Annotated in this window: 18 protein-coding genes; 12 read left to right on the forward strand and 6 right to left on the reverse strand. The window is 44.4% G+C overall.

Annotated features, from left to right (window positions below; translation table 11 throughout):
• Nucleotides 1–3: 3 nt before the first annotated feature.
• Nucleotides 4–2,223 carry a bifunctional 23S rRNA (guanine(2069)-N(7))-methyltransferase RlmK/23S rRNA (guanine(2445)-N(2))-methyltransferase RlmL gene (gene rlmKL / locus OMP94_RS02800; protein ID WP_266275772.1) on the forward strand — a complete coding sequence of 740 codons (2,220 nt, stop codon included), beginning with the start codon at nucleotides 4–6 and terminating at the stop codon, nucleotides 2,221–2,223.
• Here rlmKL and OMP94_RS02805 read toward each other — a convergent pair.
• The 3 genes from OMP94_RS02805 to OMP94_RS02815 form a co-directional block, all read right to left on the reverse strand.
• Nucleotides 2,220–2,972, reverse strand: coding sequence for a ParA family protein (locus OMP94_RS02805; protein ID WP_266275774.1), 753 nt, complete (start codon nucleotides 2,970–2,972; stop codon nucleotides 2,220–2,222). The two genes, rlmKL and OMP94_RS02805, sit on opposite strands and share 4 nt — an antisense overlap.
• Nucleotides 2,972–5,053 carry a polyphosphate kinase 1 gene (ppk1, locus tag OMP94_RS02810; RefSeq protein WP_266275776.1) on the reverse strand — a complete coding sequence of 694 codons (2,082 nt, stop codon included), beginning with the start codon at nucleotides 5,051–5,053 and terminating at the stop codon, nucleotides 2,972–2,974. Before ppk1 ends, OMP94_RS02805 begins: the two co-directional genes overlap by 1 nt.
• 145 nt (nucleotides 5,054–5,198) lie before the next feature.
• Entirely contained in the window at nucleotides 5,199–5,678 is a 480-nt protein-coding gene (locus OMP94_RS02815; protein WP_266275778.1) for a DUF6231 family protein, read from the reverse strand.
• On the opposite strand from OMP94_RS02815, the gene OMP94_RS02820 reads away from it, so the two are divergent.
• The 7 genes from OMP94_RS02820 to OMP94_RS02850 all read left to right on the forward strand — a co-directional run bounded on the left by OMP94_RS02820 (nucleotide 5,677) and on the right by OMP94_RS02850 (nucleotide 10,093).
• A complete protein-coding gene (locus OMP94_RS02820; RefSeq protein ID WP_266275780.1) occupies nucleotides 5,677–6,150 on the forward strand; it encodes a YcgN family cysteine cluster protein in 474 nt (157 codons plus the stop codon). The genes OMP94_RS02815 and OMP94_RS02820 overlap by 2 nt on opposite strands.
• Nucleotides 6,140–6,571, forward strand: a complete 432-nt coding sequence (locus tag OMP94_RS02825) for a hypothetical protein (protein WP_266275782.1) — start codon at nucleotides 6,140–6,142, stop codon at nucleotides 6,569–6,571. Before OMP94_RS02820 ends, OMP94_RS02825 begins: the two co-directional genes overlap by 11 nt.
• Before the next feature lie 21 nt (nucleotides 6,572–6,592).
• Nucleotides 6,593–7,063 carry a hypothetical protein gene (locus tag OMP94_RS02830; RefSeq protein ID WP_266275784.1) on the forward strand — a complete coding sequence of 157 codons (471 nt, stop codon included), beginning with the start codon at nucleotides 6,593–6,595 and terminating at the stop codon, nucleotides 7,061–7,063.
• 72 nt (nucleotides 7,064–7,135) lie between these two features.
• Entirely contained in the window at nucleotides 7,136–8,428 is a 1,293-nt protein-coding gene (locus OMP94_RS02835) for a M18 family aminopeptidase (RefSeq protein WP_266275786.1), read from the forward strand.
• A gap of 17 nt (nucleotides 8,429–8,445) precedes the next feature.
• On the forward strand, nucleotides 8,446–8,730 hold the full coding sequence (locus OMP94_RS02840; protein ID WP_266275788.1) for a hypothetical protein: 285 nt from the start codon (nucleotides 8,446–8,448) through the stop codon (nucleotides 8,728–8,730).
• On the forward strand, nucleotides 8,715–9,455 hold the full coding sequence (locus tag OMP94_RS02845) for a DUF445 family protein (protein WP_266275790.1): 741 nt from the start codon (nucleotides 8,715–8,717) through the stop codon (nucleotides 9,453–9,455). The genes OMP94_RS02840 and OMP94_RS02845 overlap by 16 nt, the downstream gene beginning before the upstream one ends.
• Before the next feature lie 98 nt (nucleotides 9,456–9,553).
• The gene (locus OMP94_RS02850; protein WP_266275792.1) at nucleotides 9,554–10,093 is read left to right on the forward strand and encodes a class I SAM-dependent methyltransferase; all 540 of its coding nucleotides are present in this window, start codon (nucleotides 9,554–9,556) and stop codon (nucleotides 10,091–10,093) included.
• On the opposite strand, the gene OMP94_RS02855 is transcribed toward OMP94_RS02850, so the two are convergent.
• Nucleotides 10,090–10,665 (reverse strand): YigZ family protein, encoded by a 576-nt coding sequence (locus OMP94_RS02855; RefSeq protein WP_266275794.1) that lies wholly within the window; start codon nucleotides 10,663–10,665, stop codon nucleotides 10,090–10,092. The two genes, OMP94_RS02850 and OMP94_RS02855, sit on opposite strands and share 4 nt — an antisense overlap.
• 120 nt (nucleotides 10,666–10,785) lie before the next feature.
• Between OMP94_RS02855 and rapA the strand changes: the two genes are divergently transcribed.
• Genes rapA through OMP94_RS02875 form a run of 4 tightly spaced genes read left to right on the forward strand, consistent with a single transcriptional unit; the run spans nucleotide 10,786 to nucleotide 19,252 of the window.
• Nucleotides 10,786–13,635, forward strand: coding sequence for an RNA polymerase-associated protein RapA (gene rapA / locus OMP94_RS02860; RefSeq protein WP_266275796.1), 2,850 nt, complete (start codon nucleotides 10,786–10,788; stop codon nucleotides 13,633–13,635).
• A 22-nt stretch (nucleotides 13,636–13,657) separates the two neighbouring features.
• On the forward strand, nucleotides 13,658–14,884 hold the full coding sequence (locus OMP94_RS02865; protein ID WP_266275798.1) for an efflux RND transporter periplasmic adaptor subunit: 1,227 nt from the start codon (nucleotides 13,658–13,660) through the stop codon (nucleotides 14,882–14,884).
• Nucleotides 14,881–17,994 carry an efflux RND transporter permease subunit gene (locus OMP94_RS02870; RefSeq protein WP_266275800.1) on the forward strand — a complete coding sequence of 1,038 codons (3,114 nt, stop codon included), beginning with the start codon at nucleotides 14,881–14,883 and terminating at the stop codon, nucleotides 17,992–17,994. The genes OMP94_RS02865 and OMP94_RS02870 overlap by 4 nt, the downstream gene beginning before the upstream one ends.
• A 40-nt stretch (nucleotides 17,995–18,034) precedes the next feature.
• A complete protein-coding gene (locus tag OMP94_RS02875) occupies nucleotides 18,035–19,252 on the forward strand; it encodes a TolC family protein (RefSeq protein ID WP_266275802.1) in 1,218 nt (405 codons plus the stop codon).
• On the opposite strand, the gene OMP94_RS02880 is transcribed toward OMP94_RS02875, so the two are convergent.
• Entirely contained in the window at nucleotides 19,253–19,918 is a 666-nt protein-coding gene (locus OMP94_RS02880) for a transglutaminase-like cysteine peptidase (RefSeq protein ID WP_266275804.1), read from the reverse strand.
• A 5-nt stretch (nucleotides 19,919–19,923) separates the two neighbouring features.
• A complete protein-coding gene (locus tag OMP94_RS02885) occupies nucleotides 19,924–21,822 on the reverse strand; it encodes a LapD/MoxY N-terminal periplasmic domain-containing protein (protein ID WP_266275806.1) in 1,899 nt (632 codons plus the stop codon).
• Nucleotides 21,823–21,857: the final 35 nt, after the last annotated feature.

A 21,857-nucleotide genomic window follows, 5' to 3' on the forward strand; every position in this document is an offset into this window, starting at 1 on the left:
CGTATGACCCTACACAAGTTCACTGTCACTGCTGCACGTGGCATGTTGCCTTTATTGACTGCTGAACTCGAGCAGTTCGGTATCACAAAACTCAAACAAGAAGCTGGTAGCGTTAGGTTTACCGGTACCCTGAAACAAGCTTACCAAGTTTGTCTGTGGTCACGTGTTGCTGTTCGCGTATTGATGCCGATAGGGCATTTTGCTGCTGAAACACCTGAGCAACTGTACGCGGGTATCCAGACTATCAACTGGTCGGACCATATTGCTGCTGAAGATGCGACGTTAGCGGTCGATTTCAATAGCTTTCGCTCAAAAATCAATCACACCCAGTTCGGTGCCCAAAAAGTTAAAGATGCCATCGTTGATCAGCTTCGTGAGCAATTTGGTCATCGTCCATCAGTTGATTTATTTCAACCGGACTTAAGAGTTAACGTTTACCTCAAACATAACCAAGCTATTGTCAGCCTCGATTTATCCGGTGACAGCCTGCATAAACGGGGATATCGCGTCCAAAATACCGATGCGCCCTTAAAAGAAAACTTAGCGGCTGCAATTTTGTTGACGGCGCAATGGCCTAGTCTGGCAAGACAAGGCTGGGGTCTTGTTGATCCAATGTGTGGTAGCGGCACATTTTTGATTGAGGCAGCCATGATGGCTGCGGATATCGCACCAGGTATGCTTCGAGATTACTTTGGTTTTCTATACTGGCCACAACACGACAAAACCGCTTGGCATGAATTAAAAGCCGATGCAGAGCGTCGTCGTTTGAGTGGCTTAGCACGTTTGCCCGTTATCAAAGGTGGCGATCAAGATCCACAAGCTGTTAAAGCTGCCCAAGCGAATATTGCAGCAGCAGGTTTAGCAGAACATATCGAAGTATCAGAACGTCGATTACTTGATTGGACAGCAGTCAGTCGCCAACTACCAAATCAAGGCTTGTTAGTCTGTAACCCGCCATACGGTACGCGTATGGGTAATGTGCATGAGCTGCATTTCTTGTTTGAGAGTATCGGCAATATTTTGCAAGAAAACCTGCCAGCGTGGCGTAGTGCAGTCATTACCGATAACGCCAGTTTAGGTAAATTTACCGGGCTGACGTTATTTGATCAGGTGCCGTTTGATAATGGCCCAATTGCTTGTGAAGTCTTGTATTACCGCGCCGTTGATAGCCGGGCTACTAGTAAAAATGCACGTCCATCTGCATCAGCTTGGCCACAAGCAAATAAATATGAAGAAGAGGCTGAAACACCTCAGATTCATGCACCAGTAGAGCGCTCTGAACAAGCACAAATGTTTGCCAACCGTTTACAGAAAAATGTTAAACATTTAGCAAAATGGGCACGTAAACAAGGTTTAGATTGTTATCGTGTCTACGATGCCGACTTGCCAGACTATGCCGTTGCTATCGATATTTATGGCGACAAGGTGCATGTTCAAGAATACGCGCCCCCTGCTGAAATTGATCCACTTAAAGCCAGTCAACGACTCGATGAAGTCATGCAAATCGTGCCGGAAGTTTTATCTGTTTCCCGTCAAAACGTAGTTTTAAAGCTACGTCAACGCCAACGGGGCAGTAATCAATACGAAACACAAGCTGCATTAAAACAACGTTTTGCGGTCACCGAAAACGGCCTACAGTTTTGGGTGAATTTAACGGACTATTTAGATACCGGCTTATTCCTTGATCACCGTTTGACACGTCAATATTTGATGGAAAACGCACGGGGCAAATCGTTTCTAAATTTATTTGCGTATACGGGTAGTGGGACTGTTTATGCCGCAGCAGGTGGCGCGGCATCATCATTAACGGTTGATATGTCTAATACTTATCTGCAATGGGCGCAAGACAACCTGCAATTGAATCAACTTGATGGTCAACAACATCAATTTATCAGAGCCGATGTCATCGCTTGGTTGGATAAGGCGATTGCTGATGGTTTGCAGTTTGATTTGGTGTTTGTTGATCCGCCGACATTCTCAAACTCAAGCAAGATGTCGGATATTTTTGATGTGCAACGAGACCATGTTTCGATGCTGTCGAAAATTGGTCAATTAGTTCGTCCAAATGGCCAAATTGTGTTTTCGACCAACCGTCGTGATTTCAAATTGGATGAAGTCGCTTTAAATACCTTTGTGATTAAAGATATGACCAAAGCGACCTTGCCAACGGATTTTGCTAGAAACCCTAAGATCCATTACTGCTGGTCGTTAACCAAAAGCTAATTCAGGCTGCTTAAAGTCTGTTTGATTTCTTGCCATAGCTCGGCATAGGCTTTGGCAACGGGTGTATTGGCAGCAAATTCCGATAAAGGCGCTCTAAAATCGCCCATTCGCTCAACGACTGCGGCATAAGGGATTGCGGTTTGTAGCCCATGTTTGAGCATTTTAGGAGGATGCGCGAGCATCACCCGGTGTAGCGAACGACGTCTATCAACCATGTTAAAGAAAGCATGTAGCCGTTTTGGTTTCAGGCTGTGTTCTTTGAAAAAGTCACGTGTTTGTTCAAAGGTTCTGAGAGACAGATGAGTAGGTATTAACGGCAAATACAGGGCATCGGCCGTAGCAAAAATCTGCTCACTTAGCGTTGAAAAACTCGGCGGACAGTCCAAGATAACTAATGCATATTTCTCGCTGAATGGGGCTAATAACTTTTCAACGGGATTGGTTTTGCTATCCATGCCGGCCAACAACACATCTAATTGTCGGAACGCAAAGTCAGCCGGAATAATATCTAAGTTTGGATAATCGGTATCTTTGACCAATTCACCAATTGCGGTTTTTCCGGCTAAGACTTTTTTCGGTTCGCTCTTGGATTTGGCTTTACGTTGCAACAACCAACTCGCGGCACCTTGTGGATCTAAATCCCAAAGTAGGGTGGGGATACCTTCATTTGCCGCATGCCAAGCAATATTAACGGCGGAAGTTGTTTTACCAACACCGCCTTTAAGGTTAAAAAAAGCGATTTTTTCCATTAGATAGTGGCGGCCATCGCTTCTAATAATTGTGTTTGAGCAGAGATGGTCTCATCAGCTTCTGTATGGTCAACGCGTTTGTAACGACCATCAGCAGCCAAAATCCACGCTTGAGAATTATCAGCAAGATATAGCTGTAAATCATCAAAAATACGCTGACGCAGCTTCTTAGACTCAATTGGGAAGGCAGTTTCAACTCGGCGTAGCAGATTACGTTTCATCAAGTCGGCACTACCACACCATACTTCTTGCTCACCATTGTTATGGAAATAATAAACACGGGTATGTTCAAGGAAACGACCAATGATGCTGCGAACTTGGATGTTTTCAGAAACGCCTTCAACACCTGGTTTCAGCGTACAAATACCACGAACGATTAAGTCTACTTTTACGCCCGCCATCGATGCACGATAAAAGGCTTGTACCATTTCCGGCTCAACAACCGCATTCACTTTCATAATGATATGCGCTGGGTGACCATTTTTCGCATGCTCAATTTCGCGTTCAACACGCTCTAATAAACCGGTATGCAATGTAAACGGCGCATGCAGCAATTTATTCATTTTCGGCACTTTACCCAAGCTGGTGAGCTGGATGAATAAATTGTTTACATCTTCGCCAATGTGTTTGTCGCAAGTAAGCAAACCATAATCGGTGTAAATGCGTGATGTACTGCGATGATAGTTACCTGTTCCAAGGTGAACGTAGCGTCTTAACTTGTTACTTTCACGACGTAAAATTAACAACATTTTGGCATGAGTTTTATAACCCACAATGCCATATACCACGTGTGCACCGGCTTCTTGTAATTTTGCAGCTAAAGCAACGTTGGCTTCTTCATCAAAACGAGCACGTAACTCAACGACAACCGTAACTTCTTTACCCGCATGTGCTGCAGCAACCAGCGCATCTACGATGGGAGAGCTGGCGCCAGTACGATAAAGGGTCTGTTTAATGGCCAAAACACTGCTATCAGCGGCCGCTTGTTTAATGAGATCAACAATAGGGCCGAATGACTCATAAGGATGGTGCAACAGATAGTCATGTTTTTTAATGCTGGCAAATAAATCGACATCACCGGTCATGCCACCCGGACGACCTTGGGTGAATGGTTTAAATTTGAGATCTGAGCGCTCAACTAATGAATGTAAGGCTTGTAGACGGCTCAGGTTAACTGGCCCATTCACCAAATAGACGTTGTCTTGGTGCATACCGCATTGTTCACGCAGGAAATTCACCATATCTTCTGGACAGTTATGGGCGATTTCCAAACGCACCTCATCACCATAGTTACGATGTGTTAATTCATCTGCAATGGTGGCTAATAAGTCACTGGTTTCCTCGGTATCAATGGCTAAGTCACTATTACGAGTAACCCGAAACTGGTAACAGCCTTTTACTTTCATGCCAAAGAATAAGTCTTCAGCAAACGCATGAATAATTGATGATAAGAACACAAAGCGATATTGGCCCGGCTCACACATTTCAGAAGGTAACTGAATAACGCGTGGCAATGCACGTGGCGCCTGCAAAATCGCGTAGCCTCGGTCACGACCAAAAGCATCTTTACCTACTAACGAGACGATGAAGTTTAAACTCTTATTGAGTAGGCGAGGGAATGGGTGTGCTGAGTCCAAACCAATTGGGCTCAGAATCGGCAAGATTTCCTCTTGGAAATAATGTTTAAGCCACTCAGAATGTTCTTGTGTCCACATAGCACGAGGCATAACCTGAATACCTTGGTTTTCAAGCTCAGGTAGCAATACCTCATTAAGCACACTGTATTGTTCTTCAACGAGTTCATGGGCACGTTGTGCAATCAACCTTAGTGCCTCTTGTGCACTGATTTGATCAGCTTCCAAATAGGGGTCACCAATTTCGATTTGTTGGATTAAACCTGCAACACGGACTTCAAAAAACTCATCAAGGTTGGTGCTCGAAATACACAGATAATTGAGACGTTCCAGAAGTGGAACATTTAGATCTAGTGCTTGTTGTAGTACTCGCCAGTTAAATTCCAGCAAACTCAACTCACGGTTGAGAAATAAGTCTGCGCTATTCAAATCAATTGGTGTTTGCATATTGTCGAGTCTAGATCCATTTAATGACGGGACGATGGGCGGGTGGATATTTCCAGTTTGCCAAAGTTTCGGGAAGCAATGTTGTCGCTAATATTTACCTGCTGGCGAGTCTAGGTACATTTAGTGACAATTATATGACAGCGTTTTACCACCAATATTTGCCAAAATTCTCAGGGTTTGCCCAAAAACGACTGTTTAACCACTCACGTTTTGGCTGGTAACTTTCAATGGCATAACTAAAAACTTGAAGACCATCCTTACTGGAGACTACCAAGTGTAAACCGAGCGCTAAGAAATCAGTCAGCTGCCAACCTTGTTGCTGCGCTTTTTCGGCATCGCTTATTAAAATTATATGAGGCGCAAATACATTTCTCAGTGAACCTAACCATTTCTGACCATCACTAACTGACATGGTTTCGGTCAAGTCACTGATAATGGCCACATCTACATTATCCAAATCCGTGAGTTGTTGTTGCTGAAATGGTGTTGTCAAACGCCGTGATCTGGTATCTTGATGCACTTGAACGCATGCCGCGGCCAGATCGCCAGCCAGCAATAAGCTATTGGGCGAAAAGGCCTCAATAACCGGTTTAAGTAATTCACCAAGAGCATTTACATCATTCATGACAGATCAGCATAAAACATCTGCCGATTTCTGGAAACACAAGCGCCTTAGCGAAATGAGTCATGAAGAGTGGGAATCACTCTGTGATGGTTGTGGTCGCTGCTGTCTTCATAAGCTCGAAGATGAACAAGATGGCCGGATGTATTACACCCGCGTGGCTTGTGACCTGTTAGATATTAAGCAATGTCGTTGCAGTGATTACGCCAATCGACAAACGCGTATGCCTGATTGTATTCAACTGAGTGTCGAACAAGCGCATTACTTTGACTGGTTACCTGATACTTGCGCGTATCGTTTATTGTCAGAAGGTGAACCTTTACCCAACTGGCATCCATTAGTGACCGGTGATCCACAATCAGTCATCACAGCAGGTGTTTCGGTACGTGATATCGCAATTTCAGCGGATAAAGTCACAGATATTACCGAAGAAGTCATTGCTTTAAATAAGCCACGTTTTCCGCATGACACCTGAAGAAAGCCGTGAATTTACAGCCCGACTAGAGCAAGCGGCATTAACACTGCTTGAGCTTGAGATTTACCGCAAACCCGATGATCTTGCGAGACGCTTTGGTTTACCAGTTCCGGTTGTCCGCTATTGGTGGCGAAATACTGATGAAGAAACCCATCCTGTTGATCAAAGTGCATTATCTCCGCGTGAAGTGAAAGTCATTCGCAAAGCCAGCCAAACTTTAGAAGGTTGGGAAAAGATAAAACGTTATCGACCACCTTGCGGTGCACGCATGCCCGGTGGCAAACTCTGTAAACGTAGTGTGGCGATTCGGCCACCCGAAGGTTGGGCATTTGGTGCATTAGCCAATCGCTGTCGTCTTCATGGTGGATTAGCCAAACGAACCCGTAAGTTAGTCAGCAACGAAGCCGACTCTGAAGAGTAAAGCCATCTAAGGAGAGGTTGCATGCTGGATACTACCGAACTGCTTGGTCAAATCGTCCGTTTGTGTGCGGAACAAAAAACGGGAACGCTCTTTTTAACCACCCGCGAAAACAAAGCCTGTCATATCGTTTTTGAAGAAGGCCGTATTGTCGCAATGGCCTATGGCACAGTTCGTGGTGCTGATGTTGCTGATATCTTGCCGCGATTAGTGATTCAGGCCAGCCAGTTCAACAGTGCTATTACTATGCCTTTAAGTAGTCGCGCTAAGCTTGAAGATGACAGTAATATCTTTGATAAATTGGGTTTACGTCGCTCATCGAAACAGCCCGAAATTGTTCACCACCATCATAGTCAACGTGTTTACCGTGGCCATGTCATTCAGGATGAAGATGCGCCGGCAGTTATCCCTGAACCTGTCAAAGAAGCCGAACCGGAACCTGAAAAACCGCGGAAAAGTAAACGTATTTATCGCGGCCAAGTAATCGAAGACTAAACTGTGGCTGTGGTTTAGCTTAAAAATCGTTACTATGTGTCGCCTGAGTCAACCAAAAAGCAGAATGACACTATGCATGCAACCGCAGCAGAATTTAATCAAGGTTTATTAAGTTTTATTGACCATTCGCCAACGCCATTTCATGCCGTTGCCACAATGGTTGAGCAACTTGAGTCGCAGGGCTTTATCGCACTCAAAGAATCTGAGATTTGGGGCGAGTTATCGCCTGGCCGTTATTATGTTGTTCGTAATAACTCATCAATTATCGCCTTCCATCAACCAAGCAAATCATTAGCTGATACCGGCTTTACGATGGTCGGCGCCCATACCGATAGCCCATGCCTCAAAGTAAAACCTAAACCTGGCAAAGTGGCTAATGGCCTCTGGCAGCTGGGCGTTGAAGTTTATGGCGGTGCATTACTTAATCCATGGTTTGATCGTGATTTGTCTTTAGCTGGTCGCGTTAGCTATCTTGATAGAGATGAGCAATTGCAGCACGCTTTAGTGAATTTTGAAAAACCAATAGCTGTTATCCCGAGTTTGGCAATTCACTTAGATCGTGAAGTTAACCAAAACCGTAGCGTTAATCCGCAACTGCATTTACCGCCTATCATTATGCAAACAGAGCCGGGTGAAACGCCTGATTTTAGAGCTTTGTTGGAACAACAACTGACCAGTCAGTATCCAGATCGTTATATCGGACAAGTCTTGGATTACGAGATTTGCCTTTATGACACCCAGCCATCAGCAATGACTGGTCTTAACGATGACTTTATCAGTGCGGCACGGCTAGATAACTTATTAAGTTGCTACACCGGCTTACAAGCATTATTAGCCAGTGACAGCGAAAAGCCAGTTATGTTGATTTGCACTGATCATGAAGAAGTGGGCAGTGTGTCGACATCGGGGGCCCAAGGCACCTTTTTACAGTCTGTTTTACAACGATTAGCGCCTTCATCAGAGGCCTATGCACGATTGGTTGAACACTCATGGCTTATCTCAGCAGATAATGCCCACGGCATTCATCCCAATTACGCTGATCGTCATGATGCCAGTCATGGACCATTACTGAATAATGGTCCGGTTATCAAAACCAATGCTAATCAACGCTATGCCAGCAACAGTGAAACCAGTGCACGGTTTAGACAAATATGTCAGCAAGCTGATGTGCCTGTTCAAGACTTTGTGGTGCGTACCGATATGGCATGCGGCAGCACGATTGGCCCGTTAACTGCGGCGCAAATTGGCGTAAAAACAATTGATATCGGCGTGCCCACTTTTGCTATGCACTCTATTCGTGAATTAGCCGGTAGTCAGGATGCTTGGCACCTGTACCGTGCTTTAAAACATTTTTTTAATAAATAACAAGGAACAAACAATCTATGTCAGAAACTGTTGATGAGTTGACCGTGACCTATCACGAAGGTGATGTGATGACAGTAAAGGAGCTGGATAAAGTCGTCCTGACAAAAGGCGCTTGGGCAACGGTAATGTTTCGCTATCAAGACTTGGATCGTAAAACAGGTGAATTTGGCCCTGACAAATACACCATTCGTCGTTATCAAAAACGTAACGGTGAATATGGTCAACGTTCGAAATTCAATATTTCAAGTCGTGATCAAGCACAACAAATTGTCACAGCTTTAAGTGAATGGATGAAAGACTAAGCCGTATGAATAAAGGTTTGTTAACGAACCTGATTGCCGGCGCCATTGTCGGGGTAGGGCTTATTTTACCTACCCCTTGGCGTGAGCCTATTTTATCTACGGGCTTATTTGCTCTGGCAGGTGGTTTGACCAACTGGCTCGCCATTCACATGTTGTTTGAAAAAGTGCCTGGTTTATACGGTTCAGGCGTTATTGCTGCAAAATTCACCGCTTTTCGTGAAGCGATTGAAAACCTTGTGATGCAGCAGTTTTTTTCACCAACACAAATTCATCGTTTTATTGATGATTTACATCAGCAAGAATCAAAACAGCTAAATTTAGAAGCAATCATTGATTCAGCTGACTTAACGCCAGCTTGGCAATCACTGGTCGACACCATCAAAGCCTCTTCATTTGGCAGCATGTTGGCGATGTTTGGTGGCGAGAAAGCATTAGAGCCATTGAAAGAACCTTTCATTAGCAAAATGCAGGCAGCAATGAACGACATTGCGCATAGTGACGATTTTCAACAACGATTAAAAGCCCAGGTAGGTGGCGACAATACAGCTGACACCCTACATCAGCAAATCGCACAAATTGTCCATCAACGTCTGGATGAGCTGACGCCTGACATGGTCAAAGACATTATTCAGCAAATGATTCGTCAGCATCTTGGCTGGTTGGTGATTTGGGGTGGTGTTTTTGGTGGTGTACTCGGCTTATTCGCTAGTTTTATACCTGTTTAATGGAAGTCACAGAGTGTTGCCGCCTTTGTGCTGCACCAACCACTTATTTTGCTTTCGCTCGAAAACGTCATTTTGTGCAATGTCAGCAATGTCATTCCGTGCAGGCAATTACCGAAGAGTTGCCGGATCCAGAGCGTGAAAAAGCCCTATATCTAACGCATGAAAATGATGTCGATGACCCACGTTATCAGGAATTCGTTTCGCCTGTCACTAACGCGATTTTGGCTGAGCAAACCAGCGATAAAAAGGGGCTAGATTATGGTGCAGGTCCCGGACCCGTTATTGCTTATCAGCTAGCTAAAAAAGGCTTTGATATTACGCTTTACGACCCATTCTTTCATATTAATAACAACGCGTTAGAAGCCAAATATGATTTTATTATTAGCTGTGAAGTCATTGAGCATTTCCATCAACCGGCTACTGAATTTGCCCGTTTAAGATCACTCTTAAATCCCGGTGGTCGCTTATACTGCATGACCGAGCTTTTTTGTGAGTCACTGGATTTCCAAAATTGGTATTACAAAAACGATGCAACCCATGTGCAGTTTTATCACGCCGATAGTTTGCCTTTGATTGCCAAGCAATTTGGTTTTAGCGACTGGCGTCGGGAAGGCCGCTTAATTGTTTTTACGGCTTAAGCAAACTGCTGTTTTATAGCCTCAGCCTCACTGGCCGGCAAACTAATAATCACGGTGACTGCATCGGTAAATTGCTGATCAATAATTTCACCTCGACATTGTTTTAATTGATATTCCAACATCTGTAATTGGTTGTAATTAATGTGTAGCGTTAATTGCTTCATTTCGACGAATGGCTCTAGCTTTGCCGCAGCAATTGCATCTTTGGCTGCATTGCCATAAGCCCTAGTTAATCCGCCAGTTCCTAATTTCACACCACCAAAATAACGAACAACAGCCACCACAGCGTTTATCAGATTTTCGCCTTGCATTGGGGCAAGAATGGGCCGGCCGGCAGTACCTGATGGCTCGCCGGCGTCATAAAACCGCTCAGTAATAAAACCTTCAGGCTGACGGATCCGCCACGCAAACGCCAAATGGTTAGCATTTGCATGTTGTCCGGCAATTTTTCTTAGGTGTTGCATCGCTTGTTGTTCTGAAGAACAGGGCAGAGCAAAGCCGATAAAACGGGATTTTTTGATTTCGCTATCCACCATAACTGGGGCAGCAAGGACTTGCAGAGATGAGGCCATGGCGATCGGAATACGTCAGGTGCTATAGGAAAAAACAAGCTGACAATTTACCATATCCCGTCAATTTGCCGAGTCTTATCAAAAGAATCGCCATACTTTATCAATTAGTAGGAAATCGGTTTGTCAGAAGAATTTGCCATTGGCCAACGTTGGGTCAGTCACAGTGAAGCAGAATTAGGTTTAGGTATTGTTGCGGCTATTGATGGCCGACGACTACAAGTAGATTTCCCTGCGGCTGAAGCCAGTCGCATGTATGCCATCGATAACGCGCCGCTTAGCCGTGTAAGCTTTCAAGTTGGCGAACATTTTAAAGATGCTGACGGCCGCAAAATGACGGTCAAAGAGCTTCAGGAATTTAATGGCTGCATGATGTATTTAGCCGAAGATCCTGAAGGTCAATTACATACTGTTCATGAAATGCATCTGCATAGTGCTGTGCAATTTAGTGAACCACAACAGCGTTTATTTGCTGGGCAAATCGATAAAAATAGTCAGTTTGAACTGCGACTTAAAGCGCTAGAACACCATCATCGTATTCGCCAAAGTCCTTTATTTGGTCTCATGGGCGCGCGTGCACAATTGCTGCCGCATCAGTTTTATATTGCCGCAACGGTTGCTCAACGCTATGCACCGCGGGTGTTGCTGGCTGATGAAGTTGGCCTTGGTAAAACCATCGAAGCCGGTTTAATCCTGCACCAACAATTGCTGACTGGTCGTGCACGACGTGCACTGATTGTGGTGCCAGAAAGCTTGCTTCACCAATGGTTGGTTGAGATGCTTCGACGCTTTAATTTGAGTTTTACCATTATCGACTCAGAGCGTTTTATTGCTTTAGAAGAATCTGAATCTGGTAATCCATTTGATAGTAGCCAACTGGTTATAGTCTCGCTACAAAACTTACAAGCCGATCCTGCAATGCAGGAGGCAATGCTGGCTGCACAATGGGATATGTTAATTGTCGATGAAGCCCATCACCTTCATTGGCAACCGGATAATGCCAGCGAACAATATCAACTGATTGCCACGTTAGCTGAAAAAATCGCCAGTGTCTTGTTGCTAACAGCAACACCACAGCAGCTTGGGCTTGCGGGTCATTTCGCACGTTTACGTTTGCTTGATCCGCAGCGTTATCATGATTTATCGGCATTTGAACAAGAGCAAAAAGACTATGCGCATATCAATGCACTTTTAGAGCAATTACTCGATCATCAATCTGCAGAAACATTACAAAATGATGCTGCGTTAATAAAAGCGCTTAGTGACAAGCTTGACGACCGTTTATTAACCAAATTACAGCTAGCGGATGACTTTGAAAGTGCTCAACAACAAGCCAAACAACAGCTTTTAGATCAATTCGGTACTGGCCGATTACTGTTTAGAAATAGCCGCGAAACAATTACTGGCTTTCCTGAACGGCAATTAATTACTCACCCATTAACTTGGTCAGAACAAGTTGATAGCAGTACATTACAAACCATGCTGCGCCCTGAAACCGCATTAGGTGAAAACTGGCTGCAAACTGATAGTCGGGTAGCGTGGCTGGTGTCTTTTTTAAAAGAACAGCGCGGTCAGAAAATTCTTTTAATTTGTGGTTTGGCAGACACCGCAGAGCAACTAGAACAATTTTTACGGGTTCAACACGGTGTCCGTAGTGCCGTATTCCATGAAGGCATGTCGCTACTTAACCGCGACCGTGCAGCCGCTTATTTCGCTGATGATGAAGAGGGTGCTCAGGTCTTAATCTGTTCAGAAATTGGTAGTGAAGGGCGTAACTTCCAGTTTTGCCATCAGTTAATTTGCTTTGATCTACCGTCTAGCCCTGATCTGCTTGAACAACGCATTGGTCGTTTGGATCGCATCGGTCAGCGTCAAACCGTACAAATTCATGTGCCTTTTTATCAAGATAGTTCACAGCAACGATTATTAGACTGGTATCACCAGGGCATTAATGGTTTTGAGCAAGTACAGAAAACCGGTGAGGCTTTGTTAGCAGAGTTCGCTGAACCACTCGCATTATTACTCGCTACTCCTGAAGACTCAGCAGCCGCTGAAACACTTATCAAAGACACCGCTGCGCGCCGTGTAGAACTCAATTCAGAATTACAAAAAGGTCGCGACAAATTGCTTGAAAGCCATTCTTTTGATGCTGACGTCGCAGAGCAAGTTTTGGCTGAACTTGAAGCAGTAAGTCGACCTATGGAGTTAGCCGACTTTATTTCAGACTTTAGTGATGCGTTTGGTGTTGAACACCAAATTCATAGTGCGGACAGTGTGATCCTGCAAGCCGGTGACCAAATGCAGCAACATGATCTGCCCGGGTTACCCGAAGATGGCATTACCGGTACGTATCAACGTCATAAAGCATTATCACGTGAGGATATGGCGTTTTTTACTTGGGAGCACCCCTTAGTTGCTAATGCATTAGATGCTGTAGTCAGTAGTGATTTAGGTAACAGTACGTTTTGCACACTCAGTAGCGAAACATTACCTGCGGGTAGTTTATTACTTGAGGCAGTGTTTAGCTTTGAAGTCAGTGCGCCGGCGACGTTGAATATTCCGCGTTATCTTGAGCAACAATGCCAACGTTTGCTGGTTGACGAAAAAGGCCGAGACTTAAGTGCCACCATTGAACAATCTCAACTGGCTAAAGAAGCCGGCCGAATTCCTAAAGCAACCACCCGACAATTAGTGAATCATGCACGTTCAAGAATTGAGAGTTTGTTAACACTGGCGAATAAACAAATTGATACCTTAACCAAAGATTGGGTAACGGCGGCCGAAGACAAGGCAAACCAATTACTCGATAATGAGTTATCACGATTACAGCAGCTGGCTCTGCGTAATAACCATATTCGACCTGAAGAAATCAGTTATTTAGAAAAAATTAAGGCTGATACACTTAAAGCATTGCAATCAGCCCAATGGCGACTAGATGCGATTCGGGTTGTGATTATTACTGGGGCAGATTAAACGCTAATAAAAAGGAAATATTATGCGGCGTTGGGGAGTAGCTATTTTAATTTTAGGTGTCGCCATCCTAGGCTTCATCTGGCTTAAAAACTCTGCTCCTGAAACGCCTGCAGCATCTCGTCAGCCTCCAGCGGTGAGCGTCAATACGCTAACGATTCATAAACAAGCCATATCACCGCAGGTAACACTCTATGGTCGTTTAGAGTCACCTGTAACGAGCACGCTTACTGCTGCGGTTGAGGCAAATGTGACCGCTTTAGTTCATCTCGAAGGCGATACCGTTTTAAAAGATGATCTTTTACTGTCTCTTGATGAAACCGAAGCCAATATCGTTTTAAGACAGCGTCAGGCTGATGTCGCTGAAATAGAAGCGCAAATTGCTACTGAAAAAGCCCAACTCAAAAATAACCAAGCCTTACTGGCGACACAGCAAAGCTTATTATCTTTAAGCGAAAAATCTGTAGAGCGGGCACAAACACTGCAAGATCGAAAACTGGGTTCACAATCCTTAATTGATGAGGCCATGACGGGGCTACAGCAGCAACAGCTGGCAATTCAACAATTGCAATTTGCCATTGCCGATCAGCCTCTACGTCTTGCCGCCCTCAATGCATCTCTTAAGCGCGCACAAGCGTTGTTAGATAAAGCGGAAGTTGATTTACAACGCACCCAAATCAAAGCGCCATTTGACGGTCGTATTGCAGATGTCTCCGTTGCCGTTGGTGAGCGCGTTCACGTCGGTGATAGCTTGCTACGTATTTATGATCCAACGCAGTTAGAGTTAAGAGCCTTAATTCCTGAGCGTTATTTACCTGTGGTTCAGCAGGCATTTTTTGCGGATAAGGCAGTTATTGGCCATACCCAGCAAGATAATCAACAACACCAATTCAAATTAAGACAATTGGCAGGACAAGTTCAGGCCAACACCGGTGGTAGGGAAGGGCTATTTAGTCTACAAGGCAGCACCAAATTGTTGGCACTGGGTAGTTTTATTAGTTTGCAACTTTCGCTACCTGTCATAGATGATTTGATTGCACTGCCATTTAGTGCTTTGTATGGGCTAAATTCAGTTTATCGGGTAACAGATGGACGAATGGAGTTACTCACCATTGAAAAAGTGGGTGAGCGAAGCCTTAATGATGGTACACAGCAATTATTAGTGCGCAGTGCTGAGATTAAAGAGGGTGATCAAGTCATCACCACACAATTACCGAATGCCATTAACGGCTTGGCTGTAAACCCACAATGAGCGAGGTTCATCGCCGTGATTTGATTGGCATTTTTGCCCAGCACCGTGTTGCCAGCAATTTGCTCATGATCGTCATGATTTTGCTCGGAACATTGGCGTTAAACCGTCTCAATACTCAGTTTTTTCCAACTTTTGCACTTGATGTCGTTAATGTTCGTATTGAGTGGCGCGGTGCCAGTGCTGAAGATGTTGAGGATGCGATTACCCGCCAAGTCGAGCAGGAGTTGAGAAGTGTCGATTTTGTAAAAAAGATGACCTCAACATCCTCCTACGGTATGTCTGTCGTGAACTTGGAATTTTATGAAAACACCGATATGGGGCCGGTGTTAGATCAGGTAAAAGATAAAGTAGCGCAGTTACGCAATTTGCCAACTGAAAGTGAAATACCTGAAGTTACATTGGTTACACGCTATGAGAGTGTTGCCAGAATTTTGCTCAGTACTGATGGAAAACGTCAGGAGTTACGAGAGCTTGCCCAACATTTCGAGCGTGAATTGCTAGACCGCGGAATTTCTCGGGTAAATATCACAGGTTTGCCTGAAGAAGAAATGGCCATTCAGCTTAGTAACGCTGACCTATCAGCATTAGGCATGAGTTTTGATGAAGTGGCGAATCGTATAGCCATGCTCAGCCAAGATTTGCCTGCCGGTGAAATTGGAAATAACGAAGCTGCCAGACAATTACGTAGCCTTGACCAACGACGGACAGAACAGGCCTTTGCCGAGCTGCCATTGCAGTCTGACTTTAATGGTGGTTTGTTAAAACTTGGCGATATTGCCGATATCGAGCGGCGACCACTTCGTAATCAAGTTGCGCTTTTTCACGAGGGTCGTCCCGCGGTTGAACTAGAGTTGCAACGTGCAGAAAATGCCGACTCGCTTAAATCTGCAAGAATTCTGGAAAACTGGCTCAATGAACGGCAGCAACAATTGCCATCTGGCGTACATATGCAAGTTTATGATGCCAGTTGGCAACTAATTGCAGAACGTATCAATTTATTATTAAAAAATGGCTTAGGCGGCTTGGTGTTGGTACTGGCGACACTGTTTTTATTTCTGCATGGCCGTGTTGCATTTTGGGTTGCAGTTGGCATTCCTGTTTCATTTATGACGGCGTTATTTGTGTTGTACCTGCTTGGCGGCAGTATCAATATGATTAGCTTGTTTGGCCTCATTATGGCACTAGGTATTATTGTTGATGACGCCATCGTTGTTGGTGAGGATAGCTTTACTCACTACCAAAAAGGCGAGGGTTCTTTAACTGCCTCGGAAGGTGGTGCAAGACGAATGTTGGCGCCGGTTTTATCGTCATCATTAACTACCATCGCTTCTTTTATACCGCTTATGCTGATTAGCGGTGTGATTGGCAATATTCTGTTCGATATTCCATTTGTGGTTATCTGCGTCATCATTGCCTCATTAATTGAATGCTTTTTGATTTTGCCTGGGCATTTACGCCATAGCTTTTTAAAAATGCATCATACAGAGCCATCTAATTTTAGACGGCGTCTTGATAATGGCTTTGACTATATTCGTGAACAGCTCTTTCGACCAGCCGTCACCAGTGCCGTTAAAAATCGTTGGATAACCGTTAGCATCGCACTATCTATGCTTATTCTGGCCGTTGGTTTATTGGTAGGTGGCCGAATCAGTTTTACCTTTTTCCCATCGCCCGAAGGCACCACCGTACTGGCTAACGCCCGGTTTGTTGCTGGTACACCGCAGTCTGAAGCTACAAAGTTTCTTCAGCATCTAAATGAGTCACTTGATGCGGTCAGAAAAGAGTTACCTCAAGATGTGGTTGAATTAGCCGTTAGTAAGTCGGGTACCGCAGAAACAGCGGGGGGAATGAGCAGCGGTCAAAACGATGAGCGTTTTGTGTCCATGCAGCTCGAACTGATTTCACCTGACCAGCGCGAGATGCGAAATCAGGAATTTATCAATCACTGGCGTGAGCAAATTCAGATACCGGCTGGTATGGAAACCTTTACGATTTCAGAGCGGCGAGGGGGACCTCCTGGCAGTGATATTGATGTTCGTTTAAGTGGCGCAGATGCCCCAACGTTGAAACAAGCGGCTCAGGATGTTGCGCGTCATCTCACCAGTTATGCCGGTGTTAGCGCAATTGAAGACGATATGCCATTTGGTCAAGAACAATTGATCTATCAAATTAATGGCCAAGGCGCCGTAATGGGGTTGACGGTTGATAGTGTCGGGCGTCAGCTACGTGCGGCATTTGATGGACAATTGGTACAGATCTTCCAAGATGGTGATGATGAAGTTGAAGTACGGGTCATGTTGCCTGAGATTGCTCGAAATACGCAGGCATCATTGGAACAATTTCAAATCCAGTTACCTAACGGCAGCAATGTGCCGCTTGGTTCAGTCGTTGATCTCAGCTCTCAACGAGGCTTTGATGTATTGCGCCATACCAATGCGCAACTGGCAGTACATGTCACCGCTTCCGTTGATGCATCAGTCAATAATAACAACCGTATTTTGGCCGATCTGGAAGCGAACTATTTACCGCAACTAATGGGGCAATACGGCATTCAGTATGCGTTTGAGGGGCGTGCGGAAGAGCAGGCTGATACGCTGACTGATATGCGTCACGGCGTCATTTTAGCGTTTGCTCTGATTTACATCGTATTGGCTTGGGTATTTGCATCCTATGGTTGGCCATTGGTGGTCATGACAGCTATTCCATTTGGTTTAATTGGCGCTGTAACAGGTCATTGGTTAATGGGCTTAGATCTGACCATTTTGTCTTTATTCGGGATCTTTGGTTTAGCGGGCATTGTGGTGAATAACGCCATTATCTTGGTGACTTTTTTCAAAGAACTTCGCCAACAGGGGTTTGAAACTGATAAAGCGATTGTCGAAGCTGCTGTTCTACGGCTTCGCGCTGTATTACTTACCTCACTTACGACTATCGGTGGTTTAGGCCCTTTACTCTTTGAAACATCACGACAGGCACAGTTTTTGATTCCGATGGCGGTATCGATTTCATTTGGGTTGATGTTTGCAACGGTACTGGTGTTATTGGTTATACCGGCATTACTGTCTATCCATGAGTCGGCGGCAGGTAAACTAATGCCTGAGAGAAATTAAGCTGCTAGGCTATCAACATAATAAAAAAACGGAACTTACTATGCGCTCGGCACTATTAATGACGGCATTTATGGCTGTTGCAACTCCCCTAACAACCTCTGTTGTCATGGCAGATACGCCAATCACACTAAAAACGCTGACGACGTATGTTTATAACCAAGCACCGGCAAAACAGGGTGAGGCAAGTTTGCAGCAGTTAAGTGACGCACGTAAAAATCGCGCATCAACGTTATTTGCCGATGCTGCCACCATTAGCTTTAACCATTACAACGATGGTGTCGGTAGCGGTGATGGTTTACGTGAATATGAAAGTGCCGTTTCCATGCCGCTTTGGTTACCAGGCCAAAAGCGACAGCAACAAAATTGGTCACAAGAAATTGCTAATCAATTACCGTATTACCAACAACGTTTACGCTTACAAGCATCAGGTATTGTTCGTCAGCATGTTTGGCAAGTGATGCAGGCCGCTGCGCAAGTTCGACAAGCTGATTCAACACTCGAAAATGCACAATCTATTCTTGATAGTGTGAGTCTACGTGTTGAGGGTAGTGACTTGCCCGAAACGGAACTTTTGCTGGCTCAAAGCCATTTGCTGTCGATGAAAAACAATCGTCAACATGCACAAAATCAACTTCAACAAGCCATGAACCAGTACTTTTACCAAACGGGTCAGCGTGAATTACCCGCTGATGTTGAAGAGTCGCTCTCTGCACAGCGCAATATCACCGTTGAACATCCCATCCTTGCCGAGTTGAGCCAGCAAGTCACAACGTTAAGAAGTGAAATGCAAAATGCTCGCTATGCCAATGCCGTTAACCCTAGCGTTTCTGTTGGTGTTAAACGTGAGCGTGGCGCAGGAAATGAACCGTTTAATAATAGTCTTGGCCTTGGTTTAACCTTGGCTTTAGGTGACAAGCCTTACAGTGAACCAGCTATTGCCGAAGCGGCAAAAGCGATGTCTGATATTGAAATCGAGCGTCAACAAATTAAGAGACAGTTAGAAGCCCAATTGTTGGCTCAGTTGGATCAGTTGGCCTCACAACAAGCCCAACAAGATATGCTTAAAGCACAATATGACATAAGCTCAGCTTATTTAGAGCGCCAGAAAAAAAGCTTTGAATTTGGCCAGATTGACCTAATGACCTTGCTTAGAGTCGAGGCACAGACCTACAACGATCGTGCACAAATTCAAATGTTAGAAATTTCGATTGGTCAGACAATAGCCGAAATTAATCAAACACTTGGCGTGACTTTGTAATTAAATATTACCTTCACTCATACGCTTTTCGAGATCTTTCCAAAGCGAAAGTCGTGAAGCATCACCAACACGCTGACCTTCACCACGGGATTTGGCTAACCACAAGCCAGCACCGTTAAAGCTGTAAACCGGTATCAAGTCGCCGCGACGACTCGCTGGTTTGATTTCAGTGATGAGGTTATCCAGTACTAATGGGATAGCACGGTTGTTTTCGTAGTAGGTCAAAACCATGTGCGCCTGACCAATCTCTACGGCTTTAACGTAGGTGATACGTAGCTTTTCTTCATCAACACCGAGTTCTTTGAGCGTAAAGTATTTGCCTATCGAATAATCTTCACAGTCACCAGCACCAACGGCCAACATTTCTGCTGGTGTTGCCCAGTAATCTTCTTGCCCCCATAAATTAATGTCATCAATAAACATGACATTACTGTTGAAAAACTTATTGACCACTTCAAGCTTTTCTAACTCGGGTAAATCTTTGGATTCGTTGATTAATTTTTGCCAGTCTTCAAATCGTTGGCGAGCAAAGCGATTATATTTATTTTCAACTTTGGTAAGAAATGCCTCGGAAAAATCAAGCTCCGCCCACAGCGGCCATGACAGCAGTGTAAAACTGCTGAGCAGGGCCACCGCAACAAAGCGTGATGTCCGACTCCGTGACATATTATTTAACGACTAACACCGAACAGGTTAGCTTGTTGGACGTATTCAAAGTCGCCATCGTTACTTACACCTTCAGCAAGCACTTTGATTTCCAGCAAGTTCGCCACTTCCTGAATAATATCTAGGAAGTCAGGTTTACTTGTATGCTGGCGAATATCTGTAGTGAGATCTCTAGCAAGGCGAATGTAGTTAATATGAAGTTCTTTGATACGTTCAACAGGAATGACATCACTGCTGTAACGTTTCAATAGTGTTGTCGCCCCTAAATCACGAACAAACTGACTAAAGCGGGCAAATGTTGCTTCACCTTTGGCAGCGGCATAAGCCGTGACACTAAATGCCAACAAGTTAGTCGGCAATTTAAATTGCTCTAAACGCTCACGTAACCATTCATGGAAATCTTTCGATGCCACAGATTTCATTGAGAGGTTAATAGTCACTGGGCAAGAAACTTTATGTTCTTCCATCGTGGTTAAAATTTTATTCACAATCGTGCGATCTAGCTGTTCAACCAAACCGAATTCTTCGGCCATTGAGAAGAAGGTACCAATTGGCAGTTCTTTACCATTTTCACCACGCACCACAGTAAAGGCTTCCATCATTACCTGAACTGGACTATCGCCGTTGTAGTTATAGGCCTGATTAGTAAAGGTAATTTCCGGCGTATTGTTGTCGATAGCATGACTAATAGCCGCTTTCCAAGCTTGTTCGCTAATTGAGCTAACAGAGTCAGCTTTAATCGCATAAGCATTTGTACCGACCAATTTAGCTTGTTCATAAGCTTCGATAGCTGCGGGCAGCAGTTGATCAAAGTCACTACTACGACCAAAACCAACAATACCGATATGTAATAAGTCTTCGTCGTCGTATTGTTGGCCAAGATTATTGATAGATTGTTTTAAGTCATTAGCAAAGCTAGTAATTTTCGCTTGATCACTGCCGGTATATACAATCGCAAACTCAGAACCATATAAACGATAACTTTGGACTTTCCCTGAAGTTTGCTGTTTCAACATGTCAGCAAAATCCATTAGCAGTTGATCAACGGCTTGTTTGCCTTTATCACGACCAATACCAGCTAGATCATCGAATTTAATATAAAGAATGTGGCCACTTTGACCACCTGATAGCGCTGTTTTTACATCAACAGTAAAGGTTTGTTGGTTAAGCAAACCCGTTAGAGCATCACGCTTCAAACTATCGCTAAGATTTTCAAGCTTGCTATTCAAACGAGCAATCATGCCACCAATCTTGCCAGACATGCTGTTCATAGATTGGGCAACGTTTTTCACTTCACGTGTCCATGGCATCTTATCAATCGTGACAAAATTACCAGCGGAAATTTCGTTGGCTTGTTTTTGGATATCTTTCAATGGCTTAAGCGTCAGTCTTAATACCGCAACCAGTAGGACAATGGCAGCTAAAAAGATCAGCAGTGAGTATTTCAGTGTCGATTTAAATTGTTGATATAGTTTCAAATAACCATAACCAGGGTTACTAGTAACAGAGAGCGTGCCGCTGATATTCCAACCTGAACTAATTTCCGAAACAGCCGTTGCGGTCCGTAATGGCAACATATCAATCAGCCAATTTGGCACACCATCAATTTGTTCTGGGTTGGATAACACCACTAGTGTGTCGCCATCCACATTTACTAAACGCATCTCTTTGTAATAGCCGGTATCAAAGATCGCATTCATCATGGTTCTTAAGATGGGGTCTTGTTCATCAGTCATATGCGGACTGAGTGATAAGCCAAGTGATGTGGCGGTATCTTGCATATGAATTTCAGATTCAACCTGCAGGTAGCTGCGAATATTGCCCATGCTCAAGGTGAAATTCACTGCAAAAACAATAAAGAAGATCAAAGTAACCAGAATTAACAACTGCTTTGAAAGTGACATAGCACATCCCCAAGATAGGCGATTGAAACGACAAT

Origin of the sequence: Methylophaga sp. OBS3 (assembly GCF_026319325.1) — a bacterium.
Classification (GTDB): Bacteria; Pseudomonadota; Gammaproteobacteria; order Nitrosococcales; family Methylophagaceae; genus Methylophaga.